Below are 16,244 nucleotides of genomic sequence, written 5' to 3'. Positions count from 1 at the left end.
AATCTTGAGCAAAAAACTCAAGTTTCAAGTTTGAAGAATTTTTTTCAGCGCTTAACTCGAGAGCTATAAAAGGGGCGAATTGGTCTGTTTTAAATATATCTTGCGCAAGATATTGTATTAGAATCACTAAAAAAATTGAGCAAACAATATGGGTTTTCAGTCTCTGATTAAAACAATCAGTATCATTTTTATGATGGTCGTGTTAAGTGCATGTCAAAGTGTCGAAAAAAATACCAAACTGATTGCGGGTACATTTAATACAGCAACCCATATTCAAATGAAAATGCTGGATCGTTTTGCTCCCCCTGATGTCATTGTACATCACAATATTCCATATCAAGCTAGTCCTGTGCTGAATCTTGATATTTATCAACCACAAAATATTGAACAATTAGATACAGTGCCTACAGTAGTTTGGGTTCATGGTGGTGGCTGGGTTTCTGGTTCTAAAGAACATGCACGTGGGTATTTCAAGCTTTTAGCCAACCAAGGTTTCAATGTTATTTCAGTTGAGTATCAGTTTGCCCCCGAGGCGATTTATCCAACGCAACTACATCAGCTCAATCAAGCACTTAGTTTTTTACAAAAACATGCTACTCAGTACCACATTAACGCGAACCAATTGTATCTTGCTGGAGATTCTGCTGGAGCCAATATTGCCAGCCATTATGCTGCGCTTTTGACTAATTCTAGCTTTGCTGAAGCATCTGGCTTTCAACCTTCGATTCAGGCTAGACAACTAAAAGGATTGATTCTGCATTGTGGGATTTACGATTTATACAGTTTTGTGAATACGGCTCCTGAAGAGTTAAAGTTGATTGAATGGGGTGTATATAATTTGGTGCAGGCTTATACAGGCGAGCGTAAGGACGATGCTGCATTTTTAAAGTCGATTTCAACTAGCGAACATATTACATCACAGTATCCTGCTGTATTTATTAGTGGGGGAAATAAAGACTTTTTAACCAAAACTCAGTCTTTACCTTTTGTTGAAGTACTGAAGCAGCATCAGGTGGCAGTTACAGAAGCTTTTTATCCAAACTCTAAAGAGTATTTGGTGCATGAATATCAGTTCATGATGAGTAAAGAGGCGAGTCAGATCACCTTTGATCGAACCATTGATTTCATAAAAAGAACTTCAGATTTAGTGATAAATTCATCCAAATAATCATGTTTAAAAGACTTGCTTAACTTTTGGGGTTTTATTAACATACCGACCGATCGGTATGTTAATAATTGAGTTTAGTATGAATCCTGTATTAATGGCTTATGCTTTGCTAGCGATGGCAATTATTTCTGAAGTCATTGGTTCGACCTTTTTAGTTAAGTCGGAAGGTTTTACCAAACTATTGCCTTCGCTGGCGGTGGTGGTTTTATTTTCACTGGCATTTTATTTATTGTCACAAGTGATTAAAGTGATTCCATTGGGTATCGCTTATGCAATTTGGGCGGGTGTGGGGATTGTTTTAACTGCATTGATTGGCTACTTTATTTTCAAACAAAGTTTAGATCTCGCCGCAATGATTGGTATTGCGTTGATTGTTTCTGGTGTAATCGTAATTAATTTATTTTCAAATTCGACAGGGCATTAACTTCGATGCAACAAACAACTCCACGTAAAAAAGCACCTGAACAGGTTCGCCACAGTATTTTGCAACATGCCATCCGTTTGGCGGCTGAAAAGGGTGTGACAGGGGTTTCTATACAGGCCGTAGCTGATTTGGTTGGCGTGAGTAAAGGAGGGGTTTTTCATCATTTTCCAAACAAGCAAAAGCTACTTGAGGCAATGATTGTAGAACAGCTTGAACAATTAGATCGAGTGGTGGATCAGTTGATAGCCAAAGATCAAGAGTATTACGGATGCTTCACGCGAGCCTATATCGAAATTACATTAGAAAAGCAGGTGCTGGGTTTAGAACACTCTTGGTCAGCTATTTCGATGATCATGCTGACAGATCGTACCTTTAATGAGTATTGGATTGAGTGGCTAGAAAAACGTTTAGCGCGACATCAGGACACAGATAATGATTTGGAATTGAAAATTCTACGTTATGCTGCAGATGGCATTTGGCTCACAGCATTTACTGAGGTGGAAAATTTGTCTGAGACCATGCAGCTTAAGCAAGAATTGATTCAACGAAGTTATCAGCATTAACTTTTTAAGTTAGCAGTATTTCAAAATAAAAAAGCACCCATCGCGGGTGCTTTTTTATATGAGGGCTTAAACTTTTTTGGTTTTAAACTTAAATATAAGCATAACTGCAAAACCAAAGAGTAGTCCCCAAAAGGCAGAACCAATGCCTAAGAACTGTACCCCAGATGCGCTGAATAAGAAGGTCATGAGAGCTGCCTCACGGTCTGATACCGCTTCAAATGCAATTGCAATGTTATGGCTAATCGTGCCAAACAAAGCAATACCAGCCAAGGCTGTAATAAAAATCGCAGGGAAAGACAGTAAAAGGCTGGTCAGGGTGGCTGCGAATAGTCCCATTAAGATGTAAAAGAAGCCGCAGCTCATGCCCGCAATATAGCGTTTTGATGGGTCAGGGTGAACTTGTTCATCTAAACTGACAGCGGCACTGATGGCTGCAGTATTCACACTATAGCAACCAAATGGTGCGAGTAAGGCTTGAGCGGTACCCGTCCAACCAATCAGTTGATTGACATGTGGGTTATAGCCATAGCTTTTAATCATGGCAATACCTGGTAAATATTGGGATGCCATATTGATCACAAACAAAGGCAGCGCTAAACCTAAAATAGCAGACATACTGAATTCAGGCGTCATCCAAACAGGTTGCGCTAGGCTCCATGTGATTTGAGGTGTATGGAAGTCTAGGAACAATGGGCAGAGTAACAAGCCTGCAATCACGGTAATGACAATACAATAACGTGGGGTAAGTCGCTTAGAAACAATATAAGCCGCCAGCATGGATAAAATAAACCCCCAATGGTCTTGCATACTGGCGAACAATGAAATACCAAACTTCAGTAGCACACCTGCCAGCATGGCACTGGTTAGGCTTTGCGGGATATAAGTCAGAACTCTCTCAAAGATCCCGAAAAAGCCCAAAATAGCGGTAACTAAACCACAGACCAAAAATGCGCCAATTGCTTCATGTAAACTATAGCCACTGCCCGTAGCAATAATTAAAGCCAGTGCCGCAGTAGACCATGAGGTCGATACAGGATATTTAAGTTTCCAAGATAAAAGCAATCCACTCAAACCAATACCCAGACCTAAAGCCCAGAACCATGAGTTGATTTGTGCGGTATTTGCACCTAAGACTTGGGCGGACTGAATGACCAAGACTGAAGACACACTAATGCCAATGAGGAAGGTAATAAAACCTGCGAATACTGCTGGAACTGAGAAATCTTGAAATAATTTTTGCATGAAGATCAAAACATAATTTGAATGAGTGAAAATAGCGATTGTTCAAGGATCATACGCTGGTTCTTGAAAAAGAAAACAGCATACAATGGTTTTTTTATCGAAAATAACGAGATTATTCACGAGAATTACAGGGTGGAAAGTGCGAGCTTTAAACCAAAACCACAAAACAGCAAACCAACAGTTGCCACTGCGACAGCGGCAACTTTAAACTGACGGTTAAAGTAACTGGCCAATTTAATCCCTGAGAAAATCAAAATGCTAAGATAAGCCATGCTGATGATCTGCAAGATGACTGAAAGTAAAGTAAAGCTGAGTGCAGGATAAGCGTATTTAGGGTTAACAAACTGCACAAAGAAAGACAAATAGAACAAAATAGCTTTAGGGTTTAAAAGACTAATGGTCAGCGCCGATCTAAACGGGTGTAGCGTTTGCAAAGTATTCTGGTTTGTACTTGCTTCAAGATGCTGTGGGGATGAATGCCACGTTTTGACGCCAGCAATCAAGAGTTTTCCACCTAGGTAGGATAGGTACAAAGCCCCTACAATTTTTAATAAAATGAACAGCCAAGGAAAAGCATGTAAAAGAGACGCTGCGCCTAGTACCGTGCATAGAATGAGGATCAGGTCACCCGTGAAAACGCCTAATGCTCCCCAATAGCCGATCTTCGGACCAAAACGTGAGGCAATGGACATCACATAAAGAGAATTTGGGCCTGGTAGAATCACAATTAAAATTGTACCGATGATATAGGTACCGATGTCGATAATCCCAAACACAACATATTCTCAATAAAAAAGCCGATATTGCATGATAGCAAAATCGGCTTTTAAAAGAAGAAAAATCAAGTTAAGCTGAAATTTCTTCATCTAGACCAAAAGACTGACGCAATAGTGTGTTCAGCTGTTGACGGGCTTTAATAAATCCATCAATACCGCCTTGTAACAACTGCGTTGCCATCAAGTCATGTTCAATTTGATTTCTAAACTCAGCTTCACTGAGTGTGTTAAGTGCAGTTGTCGCTGGTGCAATATCACTTGTTGACAGTTGGGCTTTAACTTCACGTGTGTCTTGTTCAAGAGCTGCCAATAAGTTAGGCGCAACAGTAAGAAGGTCACAACCTGCAAGTCCTAAGACTTGGTCAACACTGCGGAAGCTTGCGCCCATAATTTCTGTTTTGATCTCATGTGCTTTATAGAACTGGTAAATTTGCTTCACAGAAAGTACGCCAGGGTCTTTTTCAACTGGATAACTGTCCACGCCTTCGGCTTTTTTGTACCAATCTAAAATACGTCCAACAAAAGGTGAAATTAAAGTGACATTTGCCTCCGCACAAGCATGGGCCTGATGCACACCAAACAAAAGCGTTAAGTTGGTATGGATACCTTCAGCTTCTAACACTTTCGCTGCTTGAATACCCGCCCATGTTGAAGCGATTTTAATTAATATACGATTTTGATCTACGCCGTAGTTTTTATATAGTGCCAACAGCTCTTTGGCTTTTTCAATGGTGGCATCGGTATCGTATGACAGTGCAGCATCCACTTCTGTAGATACACGACCCTCAATCAATTTGAGAATTTCAACCCCAAACTTGACGGTAAGAATGTCGATTGTGCGTTCAATGAGTAAGTCTTCTTTATAGCCCTCAGTTTTGGCTTGAGCAAAAGCATCCTCAATCAACTCTTTATTTTCAGGTTGAATAGCAGCCGCTGTAATCAGCGACGGATTAGTCGTTGCGTCAAGCGGGCGAAATTGGTTAATCGCCGCTAAATCGCTACTGTCAGCAACAATGGTGGTTAAGCTTTTTAATTGGTTTAATGCAGTTTGTGTCATTGATCGTTAGTTCTTAAAGTTATTACCCATAAAATATTTATAACACAAACTGCTTCTAACCCAAGTGGATTCGGATGTTTTAACAGCAGTTATCACGATTTTTTACGTTGATTTCGGATGTATTGGATTAAAAAACGTGCAGCTGCACCCAATTCACTTTCACGACTCCAGACCAAATCGACAAAATATTCAAACTTTGGGGTGAAATCTAGCAGATCTAATATTTTCAACTGGGTTTTGAGCTGAGGGTTTTCATTCAGCATTTCCAAGGGTAAAACACCCCAGCCGAAATTTTGCATAATGAGTGCGCAGGCAGAGTGATGATTGTCAGTCCGCCAATATTCTTTAGAAAAAAGTAGTTCAGGTTTAATGCTTTTATCTCGGCTGGCAACCACGATCTGGCGACTGTGTTGAATTTGTTCAAAGCTGACTTGTGAAAATTGCGCCAACTCAAAGTCTTTGTTTGCGACAGGGACTAAAGTTTCCATTTTTAATTCAACAAACTGTTCGCTGCTTTCCAGCTGTTCACGTTCGAACATCAGTGCAAGTTGCGCTGTACCGTTGAGTAACATTCTTTGCGCATCTTCCTGAGGTGCAGAAAAAATGTTGATCTGTAGACTGGGAAATTCAGCTTCTAATATTGCGATGTAGTCGATCCATTGCATATGTAGCAGTTCGGATACAACGACGATATTGAGCGAGGACTCCAAACCGTGGCTTAGGGCATGAGCATGCTGTTTCCATTGATTCATTTCGGTCAGTAGTTGCTCGGTCTTTTCATACAAGGTTAGGGCTTGCGCTGTTGCTGTAGGCTCACGTCCTTCGCGTAAGAAAAGTTGTAGGTTTAAGTCTATTTCCAAGTTGGCAATTGACATACTCACAGCCGATGGCACTTTGCCCAATTTGCGTGCAGCAGCAGAAAATGAGCCTGATTCAATCACGGTCTTAAAAATGATCAGTTGTTCTTGGTTAATATTCATAATTTTCATCTTTCAAATTTATTGAAAGAACCTGACTCGATTAATCAATATTATAAAAATAAAATAGCCAACATCCAATCATGAAAGAGTAATTAAAAATGTTGATTTCCAAAAGAAGGATTATTCATGCGCTCAGCTATGAAATCATCCTATTGGTGATCATTGCTGTAGCTTTAAGTTTCATATTCCATATGCCTTTAGAGGTCACAGGCGTGCTCGGTATTGCCATGGCAGTCACTTCGGTCATATGGAATATGGTGTTTAACCATTTTTTTGAAAAGTTTGAAGCGAAAAGAAAACTCAAAAGAACCATCGGCGTACGTGTTCTTCACGCGATTGGTTTTGAAGGTGGTTTGATGCTTGCAACCATCCCAATGGTCGCATATGCAATGCAAATGAGTATTTGGCAAGCCATCGTACTCGACTTCAGTTTAACCATGTGTATTTTGGTTTATACCTTTATTTTCCAATGGTGTTATGACATGGTGGAGGCCAAATTGGGTATTCAATCTGAAGCACAATATTCAAATTAAAAATTAAGCCACGCAATGTCGTGGCTTTTTTAATGTGATGCAATTCTTATTTGAATTTTCTGACATTTAAAATATAAGGGATCATTAAGGCAAAAAAGACGGTGATGGCAGCATGAAAACTATTTGCTATAGCGCTTATATATGGATGCGCAAAGCCTTTGAGATAGATCATGGTTGCGCCTTTCTTTGTACTGGAATTTGTGTATGGGATTTCATCACTGATCAAAAACCAACTTAAGCAGAAAAAAAGCAGCATAAAAATAAAAAACACTAAGCCTAGTGGATTAAACATTGAGCGTTGTTGTGTATTCAGTTTTACGTAGTGTTGCCTGATCTGCTGAACTTGTGGTCGGTTGAGTTGTACACGAAAATAATTGATCAAAATAAGGGCAAGACAGATGAAAGTACAAATAGCAAAAAAGTCATTGAGAAATTTATGCGGGCTGGACAAGTTGGATGCAATGCTGGTTGGAAACACGCCTTGAAAGTGGAAGTCGAAGCTGACAATCAAAAGCGCTATGACTAAGGGAATGAGGTAAAAATAATAATAGCGAATCGGGGTATTGAGATAAACAATAAAGGGCGGTGAATTTCGCATAGTTTGTATTTGGTTATTTTATGTTTTTATCTATAGAGTAAATTGATGGTTTTGACCAGTAAAAAAAAGCACCTCAAAAGAGATGCTTTTTTACAGCGAAGGCGAGATTATTTCTCAATAATTGCTGTCACACCTTGACCACCTGCAGCACAGATTGAAACCAGTACGCGACCTGAACCTTTTTGGTTAATCAACTTCGCAGCAGTGGCAATGATACGACCACCTGTTGCAGCAAATGGGTGACCTGCTGCAAGTGAAGAACCTTTGACGTTGAGTTTAGTGCGGTCAATTGAACCGAGTGGAGCATCTAAACCTAAACGGTCTTTACAGAATTTCGGGTCTTCCCAAGCTTTTAATGTAGAAAGAACTTGTGACGCAAATGCTTCATGAATTTCGTAGTAGTCGAAGTCTTGAAGTTTAAGGCCAGCACGCTCCAGCATACGTGGAACTGCATAAGCAGGTGCCATCAATAAGCCTTCTTTTTTCTCAACGAAATCAACAGCAGCTGTTTCTTGGAAGGTTAAGTAAGCAAGGACTTCGTGACCGTTTGCTTTCGCCCATTCTTCAGATGCTAAAAGCACACAAGATGCACCATCCGTAAGTGGTGTTGAGTTGCCCGCAGTCATGGTACGCGCATCGCCTTTACCAAAAGCTGGTTTGAGCTTAGCCAGTTTTTCAACCGTAGAGTCAGCACGTAAGTTGTTGTCACGCTCTAAACCTAAGAATGGTGTGATCAGGTCATCGAAGAAGCCTTCTTCGTAAGCCGCAGCCATTTTTTGGTGTGAAGATGCAGCAAGTTCGTCTTGCGCTTCACGTGCAATACCCCATTCAAGCGCAGTAATGGCTTGGTGATCACCCATAGACAAACCTGTACGTGGCTCACCATTTTTCGGCGCATCCATCAAGTCTTTTAGGTTGATTTTGGTTAAAGCTTTTAAACGGTCTTTACCCGTTTTTGCAATGTTGAGTTCAAGTAATGCTTTACGTAAACCATCACCAAACGCAATTGGTGCATCAGAAGTGGTATCTACACCACCAGCAACACCCACTTCAATTTGACCCAGTGCGATTTTATTCGCAACTAAGAACGCTGCTTGTAAGCCAGTACCACATGCTTGCTGAATATCGTAAGCAGGTGTTTCTGGCGCAAGTGCAGTGTTTAGTACACATTCACGGGTCATGTTAAAGTCACGGCTGTGCTTAAGAACAGCACCAGCAACCACTTCACCAAGGCGTTGGCCTTGAAGATTAAAACGTTCAACAAGACCGTTTAGCGCTGCTGTGAACATATCTGTATTCGAAGCGGTGAAATATGCGCCATTTGAGCGAGCGAAAGGAATACGGTTACCACCGATAATAGCCACGCGGCGAACAGTGTTTTGACTCATGGTTTGATCCTGTTGAACAGCAGTTTGAGTTTTTGGTTTTGAAGCATTTGTAGAAGAAGCAGGGCTTTTACTACGAGTTGACGCAGCACGAGTGCGAGTCGGCTTAGTCGTGTTATTTACTGATTGGGTTGTCGTGCCAGTACTTTTAGTTCTACGCGGTGTACTTTTTGATGTATTTGACACGGTTTCCGTAGCAGAATTTTCCACTGCTGGATTTTCTTGAGTTGTTTTGCTCATAAGGCTTTTCCAAGCATGTTAATCTATTCTTAGGGTGTACATTAGCATATTATAAAAAGGGCTGAATTGACTAGAATGACATTGCAACAGGCTTTCAGGTCAAGACATATCCTCTATAACTCAAGTATGATTCTACTGAAACCGATGGAACTATTGAAATATAAGACTCTAGACATCACTTTGAAGTTAAAAGGATATCTTTGAATCCATCAACAATTCATTTGTATGAGAGATAAAAACATGACTGATCAATACCAAACATTTGCAAAATCTCCTATTGGTAAATTTGTCATTAAAAATTTGGGTTTACCTGCACCAACTTTTTTAGACCGTTTTGAGTCAGCAACGCCTGTGATTAAAGGTGCTGTTTTACTGGGTGCAGCAGCAAACAGTTCACTATCTGGTGCAATTGCGCAAGTGTTGGCAAATGTCCACGCCAATAGCTATGCGGGTAACAATGCGCAACTACAACAAGCTGCGGCTCAAGTGGGCTTAAACTTAAGTGCATTTAATGCAGGCGACAAAGAGTCTAAATTCAAAGTTGTTATTTTTGATGCATCTGGCATTGAGTCATCAGAGCAACTTAATGAGTTATATAACTTCTTTAACCCGATTGCACGTCAAGTGGCTGCTTCTGGTCGTGTGATTGTGGTAGGCACGACCCCTGAAACTGCGGGTAGCGTTAAAAAAGCGATTGCACAACGCGCGCTTGAAGGCTTCGTGAAGTCAGTCGGTAAAGAATTTAAAAAGGGGATTGCAGCACATTTGATTTATGTGGATGCAGATGCGGAAGCAAATCTTGAGTCAACTTTACGTTTTGCAGCATCTCCACGTTCTGCTTATGTCTCCGGTCAAGTGATTCGTGTTTCTAAAGCTGATGTTGTAGATGTGGACTGGGCGAAACCACTGGCAGGAAAAACGGCTGTAGTAACAGGTGCGAGCCGTGGTATTGGTGAAGCGATTGCACATGTCTTGGCACGCGATGGCGCGCATGTGATTTGTTTAGACGTACTACAGCAGCAATCAGATCTTGACCGTGTTGCAGGTGAGATTGGTGGTTCAACACTGGCAATTGATATCACAGCAAACGATGCAGGCGAGAAAATCAAAGCTGCGGCAGCTGCTCAAGGTGGTTTAGACATTATTGTGCATAACGCAGGTATTACCCGTGACAAAACTTTGGCAAATATGAAGCCTGAGCTTTGGGACTTGGTCATTAACATTAACCTGTCAGCGATTGAGCGTGTAAATGATTATTTACTTGCGAACGACGGTTTAAATGCCAATGGTCGTATTGTTTGTGTATCATCAATTTCAGGTATTGCAGGTAACCTCGGTCAAACCAACTATGCGGTATCAAAAGCGGGTGTCATTGGTGTGGTTAAATTTACTGCTCCAACGTTGACGAATGGCATTACCATCAATGCGGTTGCACCAGGTTTCATTGAAACGCAAATGACCGCTGCGATTCCATTTGCAATCCGCGAAGCGGGTCGTCGTATGAACTCGATGAGCCAAGGTGGTTTACCGGTAGATGTTGCTGAAACGATTGCTTTATTTGCAGCGACAGCATCGACTGGTTTAAACGGCAACGTGGTACGCGTTTGTGGTCAAAGCTTGTTGGGTGCTTAATTTAAAAACTTGAATTTATCTCTCCTTTAGAGGGGAGATGAATTCTTTATATTATAAATGGGATGGCATTTTTCCCTCATCCCAACCTTTTCCCTGAGGGAGAAGGAACTTTCAAAATATTGAAATAAAAACTTCTCAAAGGTTCAGTATGAAGACTCGCCATTTTAGTCAACTTCCAAAACCATACATGGCTTATCCGAAAGTCATTCAAGGTTTGATTTTTAAAAAACCAAAAGGTGAAAAAGTCTTACCGCAGGTTGAGTATGTGGTAGATTCTTTTAATGTCGATCAAAAGCATTTGAAAGCCTATAACGAAGTATGTGGCTTTAAGAATAATGGTTATATTCCTGCGATTTATTTGGCTGTATTATCGCAAAGCTTACAAATGCACATGATGGGGCAAGAGCCGTTTCCATTTCCAGTGTTAGGTTTGGTGCATATTCGCAATCAAGTCAAACAAATGCGTAAAGTTGGCGTCAATGAAACCCTCACTTTATCATGTAAATATGGCGCGCTTGAGCCACATGATAAAGGTGTTCAGTTTGATTTTATTACCACGGTGAAAGTTGGTAATGAAGTCGTGGTTGAAGCTTTAACCACGTATTTAGCACGTCAAAAGACCGATGGTAAAACAGCACCAAAATTAGTCGAAGCAACGACTCCAGATTATCAGCCGAATGTAGTCTGGGAAGTCTCTGAAAATACAGGTCGTCGTTATGCAATGACTTCGGGCGACTTTAACCTGATCCACATTCATGCGGTGACAGCAAAAGCCTTTGGTTTTAAACAGGCCATTGCGCACGGCATGTGGAGTAAGGCACGAGCGTTGGCTTCGATCACATTGCCTGATGCTTATGAAGCAGATGTTTGGTTTAAACTGCCGATGTATTTGCCGTCAACAGTCGATTTTATGACTGTGACAAAAGGGGCAAATACTGCTTTCTTAATTCGAAATAGTAAGAATCAAAAACCGCATGTGACGGGACAGATCAAAGCACTATAATTTTAAAAAGCCCAGTTTAGATTACACTGGGCTTTTTTATGTCAGCTTTAAAATACATGGATGTGTAAATGAAAATTTTAAAACAATATTTACAAGCGAATCCGAACCATTACCAAGGCTACGTTGACCCACGTTTTCAAAGTGTTACCCATCTCTTTAGCCGCTTACAAGATGCTCGTTCAGCATATGGCGGTGCGGCCTGTGTTCTATATTTTCAGGGTGAAAAAGTTGTCGATATCTATACAGGTTTGGCAGCGGTAGATTCTCCTTGGCAGGCCAATACGATGTCGGTGTGTTATTCGACAGGCAAAGGCGTGCTCGCAACCTTGGCGCATATTTTAGTCAGTCAAGGTGTGCTGAGTTACGACCAAGCGATTGCGGATTATTGGCCTGAATTTGCCCAAAATGGCAAAGGGAAGATGACGCTAAGACATGTTCTGAGTCATCAAAGTGGATTATTTGATATTCGTAATAACATTGCCGATGCGACAGAGATGTTAGATTGGACGCATATGTTAGACGTATTTGAAAGGGCGCAACCACGCTTTGCAATTGGTGAAGATGCTGCCTATCAACCTTTATCCTTCGGTTGGCTTGTCGGTGGTGCTTTGGAAAAAGCAACGGGGAAAAGTTTAACTGAGCTTTTTCAAACCTATTTAGTTGAGCCGCTGGAGCTAGATGGAGCTTACTTTGGTGCACCCAGTGCTGAATTCAAACGTATCGCACGACCTATTACTCGTCCTGTACCTATCCAAGCAAATCAAACAAGTCCCACGAAGGTGCGTAAAGTTTCAGTGTTTGATAAAGCGATACAGTGGTCAGGGCAAGATCCACAAGACTTTCAGGATGGCATGATTCCCAAAGGCATGAAAAAGGTCAGCTTTTATCATGATGATGCGATTCAGGCGATCATTCCGGCGGCAAATGGTGTCTTTACCGCCAATAGTTTAGCCAAAGTGTATGCGATGTTATCTCAAAAAGGAGTTTGGAAAGGTCAGCAGTTGATTCGTCCTGATGTGTTTTCTGAATTGAGTCGAGTGCAATATAGGTATCGAGATCGGGTGATGCCGATACCTATGCATTGGCGCTTGGGATATCACCGTATATTAACTTTAGGCAAAACCGCAGAGCAGGGTTTTGGTCATATGGGCTTTAATGGTTCAGGGGCTTGGGGCGATAGTGAGCGAGGCTTAAGTTTTGCTTATACACATAACTTTGCTACAGCTTCTTTAACTGGGGATTATCGACTTTGGGCTTTGAGCCAAGAAAGTTTACGCTGTGCGGACGCAATTTTAACAGGTAAAAAAGGCTGGTTTTGACAGGTCTGAGATTTAGTCATCGTCTAAAATATGTTATGTTCGTCGCGGTTTAGGTTTTGAAGATTTGTGATATGAAGGCTCCCATTCTTATTCCTCTGATGGCTACAGGACTATTGTTGGGTTGTTCCGAGGCGAACCAAACGCAACATGATCAGTCTAAACTCCAAGTGGCAGAACAAAAGCAGATTATTCCTGCGTGGGTTGGGGGTTATTACGGGACAACGCCGTGTATGGGATGTTTGTCCCGTTGTGAAGACTGTCTAGGTATGGCAGTTGCACTAGAGCTGCATGAAAACATGACCTATACCATAAAACGAGAAAGTTTGAGTGGTCATAATGAAATCGAAACGTTGACTGGACCACTTCGTTTTAATGCTCAAGATCAGCACAAGGTAGAGTTGGTGAACGTGACCAAGCGAAACTTACTTTATGTCGATTTAGAGGATCGTGTTTTAGAAATACGTGAAGATGTGACCAGTAAAAAATACCAAATGCAGAGTGATTTTATTCTGGTGAAGTCGGCTTAATTTTCTAAATAGCTGTATTTTACGAATTCATTTTAATATTTACCTCTTTTTTACTTTTGCAAAGCTCTCATTTTATTTCAAATCCATAATCTAAATGTATAAATAGCTTGAGATAGAGAGTGGGATAAAAATGGAGCGAATGGTTTTTGAATTATTGATCTAAATCAGGTTTATAGCTTAGAAATGCGAGAACGGGGTGAAGTAATTCATTCACTCTTTGGCAAAAAAACAGTATGCTTAGACCTATAAAAAGGAGCATACATGTATCAAGTACTTGCACGGAAATATCGTCCTCGCAATTTTAATGAGCTAGTGGGTCAAAACCACGTTTCTCGAGCACTAACCAGTGCTTTAGAGCGCGGACGTTTGCACCATGCTTATTTATTTACAGGAACGCGTGGGGTCGGAAAAACCACCATTGCCCGTATTTTGGCGAAGTGCTTGAATTGTGAAACAGGTGTGACTTCGACGCCGTGCGAAGTTTGCCCAACCTGTACTGCCGTGAATGAAGGCCGTTTTATTGATTTTTGATTGAAATTGATGCGGCGTCACGGACTAAAGTTGAAGATACGCGTGAGCTTTTAGACAATGTTCCTTATGCACCGACGCAAGGTCGTTTTAAGGTCTATTTGATTGATGAAGTACATATGCTCTCTACGCATTCTTTTAATGCTTTACTCAAAACATTGGAAGAACCGCCTGAACATGTGAAATTCCTTTTTGCAACGACAGATCCACAAAAGCTCCCAATTACCGTGATTTCACGTTGTTTGCAATTCACTCTACGCCCGTTGGCTGTAGATGAAATTACCGAGCATCTGGGTAATATTTTAAATAAAGAAAGCATTCCCGCCGAGCAGGATGCGATTTGGCAAATTGCGGAATCTGCCCAAGGCTCATTACGTGATGCACTTTCTTTGACAGACCAAGCGATTGCCTATGGTCAGGGCTCTATCCAGCACCAAGATGTCAAAGAGATGTTAGGTTTAATCGACCGTACCATTATTTATGATCTGATCCTTGCGATACATCAAAACCAGAAACAACGGGTGAGTGAGTTGCTGATGCAATTCCGCCAGCAAGCACTCGATGTATCTTTAGTTTTGGATCAGTTGATTTCGACTTTACATGAATTGGCATTATTACAATATTTACCAGAACTAAGCCTCAAATATAGCGCTGAAATTAATAAAAAAATCATGCAATTGTCTCAGCGGATTGCTGCGCAAGACCTACAGCTTTATTACCAAATTGCATGTAAAGGACGTGCTGAATTACAGTTAGCAGTCACGCAAGAGCAAGGCTTTGAAATGACGGTGCTACGCATGTTGGCGTTCCGTCCATTACAACCGAATGAAGTACTGGTGACTCAGACCAATAGCGCTATAGCTGAATCTGTACAACAAACGGTAATACCGACTTCTGCTCCAGCAACGGCTTTGCAACAAGATGCTCAAAGCTTAGATATTGACGCGACATTTGAGGATGCTGCGATAAATGAGGATGCAGAGACTGACTTTAATTCTGAACTTGATGATGTGAATCTTTCAGAAAGCGCCAAAGAGAATAAACCATCAGTTGAAGTATCTCAGCAATCTGATCAAATCGTTTTCGATCCTTCAAGCGATGAAGTGTTGTTCGATTTAGATGAAGCAGATGAATTTAATGCGCAAAGCAATGACGATGAGCCAAATAGTGATGATTTCTTGTTTGATGAAATTGTACCGCTAGACCTAGAAACTCAAAATGAAGCATCCGTTGAACCTGCCGCAGTAATAGCTGAACCTGCTGTACAAGCGGAATCTTTTGATTTAGCAAGTGAAGTGCTTTCAGTCGCGAATGTTGAGGATACTCAAGTTGTAGAAAATGAAAGCCTACAAACTGTTACTGCCCTTGTAGAGCTTGCTCAACCTGAACAGGTCTCATCTACACCAACCGATTTAATGCCACAAGATATTTTGCAACTACAAGCACAGCAGTTAGTCGGTGAATGGACAGTGGAGAAGTGGGAGTATTGGTTTAGAAACAGCGATTTATCACCCGCGGTACAAGAGTTGGCACAGCAAGGCTTAATGACGGGACAGATTGATGCAGAATCGGTGTTTATGATACCGCAACGCTATGAGCAACTCCTCACCCAATTACGTCATGTCTTGGAAGATGCGCTCAAAGCTGAATGGCCTCAGACGCGTTTTGATGTGAAATATGCAGAAGTTGAAACCATTACGCCATATACGATGCAAGCGCAACGTAAGGAAAAGGCATTCCAACGTGCACATGAATTACTACAAAACGAAGACACCGTGAAAAGTCTAGTGCAAACTTTTGATGGTGAATTACACAATATTCAGCTTAAGTAATGTCATGGCTTAAATAGTGGCGCAAAGCATTCCGCATTTCAGATGGAATCGGGGTGCTTTTTCGTGTTTCACGATCCACAAAAACATGAACAAAATGTCCTTGAGCCGAAGCCGTTTCTTGACCAAATTTAAAAATGGCGAGCTCGTAAGTAAGTGAAGAGTTTCCTATTTTGGAAATAGTCACACCCACGTCAATAATCTCAGGGTAAGATAACTCATGTAAGAAACTACATGCTGAGTCGACCACTAAGCCAATAATAGGGGATTGGTGAATATCAAAATTTGCTTTTTCAATCAGTAAGGCATTGGCGGCAGTATCAAAATAGCTATAGTAAGTGACGTTGTTGACATGGCCATAGAGGTCATTGTCCGACCAACGTGTCTGAATCGGTAAAAAATAATGAAATTGGTCACGTGTCTTTGCGGCTTGTCTCATC

15 protein-coding genes and 1 pseudogene are annotated in these 16,244 nt (G+C 41.2%); 9 read left to right on the top strand and 7 right to left on the bottom strand.

Annotated features, from left to right (window positions below; translation table 11 throughout):
• Positions 1-148: 148 nt before the first annotated feature.
• From B4F08_RS05390 to B4F08_RS05380, 3 genes are all read left to right on the top strand, one after another.
• Complete coding sequence (locus B4F08_RS05390; RefSeq protein WP_291373636.1) at positions 149-1,168, top strand: alpha/beta hydrolase; 1,020 nt, start codon at positions 149-151, stop codon at positions 1,166-1,168.
• A 79-nt stretch (positions 1,169-1,247) separates the two neighbouring features.
• Positions 1,248-1,592, top strand: coding sequence for a DMT family transporter (locus B4F08_RS05385; RefSeq protein WP_086210104.1), 345 nt, complete (start codon positions 1,248-1,250; stop codon positions 1,590-1,592).
• A gap of 5 nt (positions 1,593-1,597) precedes the next feature.
• The gene (locus B4F08_RS05380; RefSeq protein ID WP_086210103.1) at positions 1,598-2,155 is read left to right on the top strand and encodes a TetR/AcrR family transcriptional regulator; all 558 of its coding nucleotides are present in this window, start codon (positions 1,598-1,600) and stop codon (positions 2,153-2,155) included.
• Between the two features lie 66 nt (positions 2,156-2,221).
• Here B4F08_RS05380 and B4F08_RS05375 read toward each other — a convergent pair whose 3' ends face one another.
• The 4 genes from B4F08_RS05375 to B4F08_RS05360 all read right to left on the bottom strand — a co-directional run bounded on the left by B4F08_RS05375 (position 2,222) and on the right by B4F08_RS05360 (position 6,210).
• A complete protein-coding gene (locus B4F08_RS05375) occupies positions 2,222-3,397 on the bottom strand; it encodes a benzoate/H(+) symporter BenE family transporter (RefSeq protein ID WP_291373633.1) in 1,176 nt (391 codons plus the stop codon).
• 125 nt (positions 3,398-3,522) lie between these two features.
• Positions 3,523-4,173 (bottom strand): leucine efflux protein LeuE, encoded by a 651-nt coding sequence (gene leuE / locus B4F08_RS05370; protein WP_291373631.1) that lies wholly within the window; start codon positions 4,171-4,173, stop codon positions 3,523-3,525.
• 70 nt (positions 4,174-4,243) lie between these two features.
• Entirely contained in the window at positions 4,244-5,230 is a 987-nt protein-coding gene (gene tal, locus B4F08_RS05365; RefSeq protein WP_291373629.1) for a transaldolase, read from the bottom strand.
• Positions 5,231-5,322: 92 nt separating this feature from the next.
• Positions 5,323-6,210, bottom strand: a complete 888-nt coding sequence (locus B4F08_RS05360) for a LysR family transcriptional regulator (RefSeq protein WP_063454283.1) — start codon at positions 6,208-6,210, stop codon at positions 5,323-5,325.
• Between the two features lie 98 nt (positions 6,211-6,308).
• On the opposite strand from B4F08_RS05360, the gene aceI reads away from it, so the two are divergent.
• Positions 6,309-6,743, top strand: a complete 435-nt coding sequence (gene aceI, locus B4F08_RS05355) for a chlorhexidine efflux PACE transporter AceI (protein WP_086210100.1) — start codon at positions 6,309-6,311, stop codon at positions 6,741-6,743.
• 46 nt (positions 6,744-6,789) lie between these two features.
• Here aceI and B4F08_RS05350 read toward each other — a convergent pair whose 3' ends face one another.
• Together B4F08_RS05350 and B4F08_RS05345 are read right to left on the bottom strand one after the other, a co-directional pair.
• Positions 6,790-7,341, bottom strand: a complete 552-nt coding sequence (locus tag B4F08_RS05350; protein WP_291373626.1) for a hypothetical protein — start codon at positions 7,339-7,341, stop codon at positions 6,790-6,792.
• 107 nt (positions 7,342-7,448) lie between these two features.
• Positions 7,449-8,966, bottom strand: coding sequence for an acetyl-CoA C-acetyltransferase (locus B4F08_RS05345; protein WP_291373624.1), 1,518 nt, complete (start codon positions 8,964-8,966; stop codon positions 7,449-7,451).
• A gap of 240 nt (positions 8,967-9,206) precedes the next feature.
• Between B4F08_RS05345 and B4F08_RS05340 the strand changes: the two genes are divergently transcribed.
• The 5 genes and pseudogenes from B4F08_RS05340 to dnaX all read left to right on the top strand — a co-directional run bounded on the left by B4F08_RS05340 (position 9,207) and on the right by dnaX (position 15,807).
• Entirely contained in the window at positions 9,207-10,598 is a 1,392-nt protein-coding gene (locus B4F08_RS05340; RefSeq protein ID WP_291373622.1) for a 3-oxoacyl-ACP reductase, read from the top strand.
• Between the two features lie 148 nt (positions 10,599-10,746).
• Positions 10,747-11,601 carry a MaoC family dehydratase gene (locus B4F08_RS05335; protein ID WP_291373620.1) on the top strand — a complete coding sequence of 285 codons (855 nt, stop codon included), beginning with the start codon at positions 10,747-10,749 and terminating at the stop codon, positions 11,599-11,601.
• A 68-nt stretch (positions 11,602-11,669) separates the two neighbouring features.
• Entirely contained in the window at positions 11,670-12,920 is a 1,251-nt protein-coding gene (locus B4F08_RS05330) for a serine hydrolase domain-containing protein (RefSeq protein ID WP_414632449.1), read from the top strand.
• Positions 12,921-12,991: 71 nt separating this feature from the next.
• Positions 12,992-13,447 carry a copper resistance protein NlpE N-terminal domain-containing protein gene (locus B4F08_RS05325; protein ID WP_291373619.1) on the top strand — a complete coding sequence of 152 codons (456 nt, stop codon included), beginning with the start codon at positions 12,992-12,994 and terminating at the stop codon, positions 13,445-13,447.
• A gap of 261 nt (positions 13,448-13,708) precedes the next feature.
• Positions 13,709-15,807 (top strand): annotated as a pseudogene (gene dnaX / locus B4F08_RS05320) (DNA polymerase III subunit gamma/tau).
• Here dnaX and B4F08_RS05315 read toward each other — a convergent pair.
• Positions 15,800-16,243: an acyl-CoA thioesterase gene (locus B4F08_RS05315; RefSeq protein WP_291373618.1), complete on the bottom strand. Its 444-nt coding sequence runs from the start codon at positions 16,241-16,243 to the stop codon at positions 15,800-15,802. The pseudogene dnaX and the gene B4F08_RS05315 overlap by 8 nt on opposite strands.
• Position 16,244: the final 1 nt, after the last annotated feature.

The sequence above is a fragment of the Acinetobacter sp. UBA6720 genome, from assembly GCF_002454215.1.
Classification (GTDB): Bacteria; Pseudomonadota; Gammaproteobacteria; order Pseudomonadales; family Moraxellaceae; genus Acinetobacter.
This window is presented reverse-complemented; position numbering and strand designations above follow the sequence as displayed.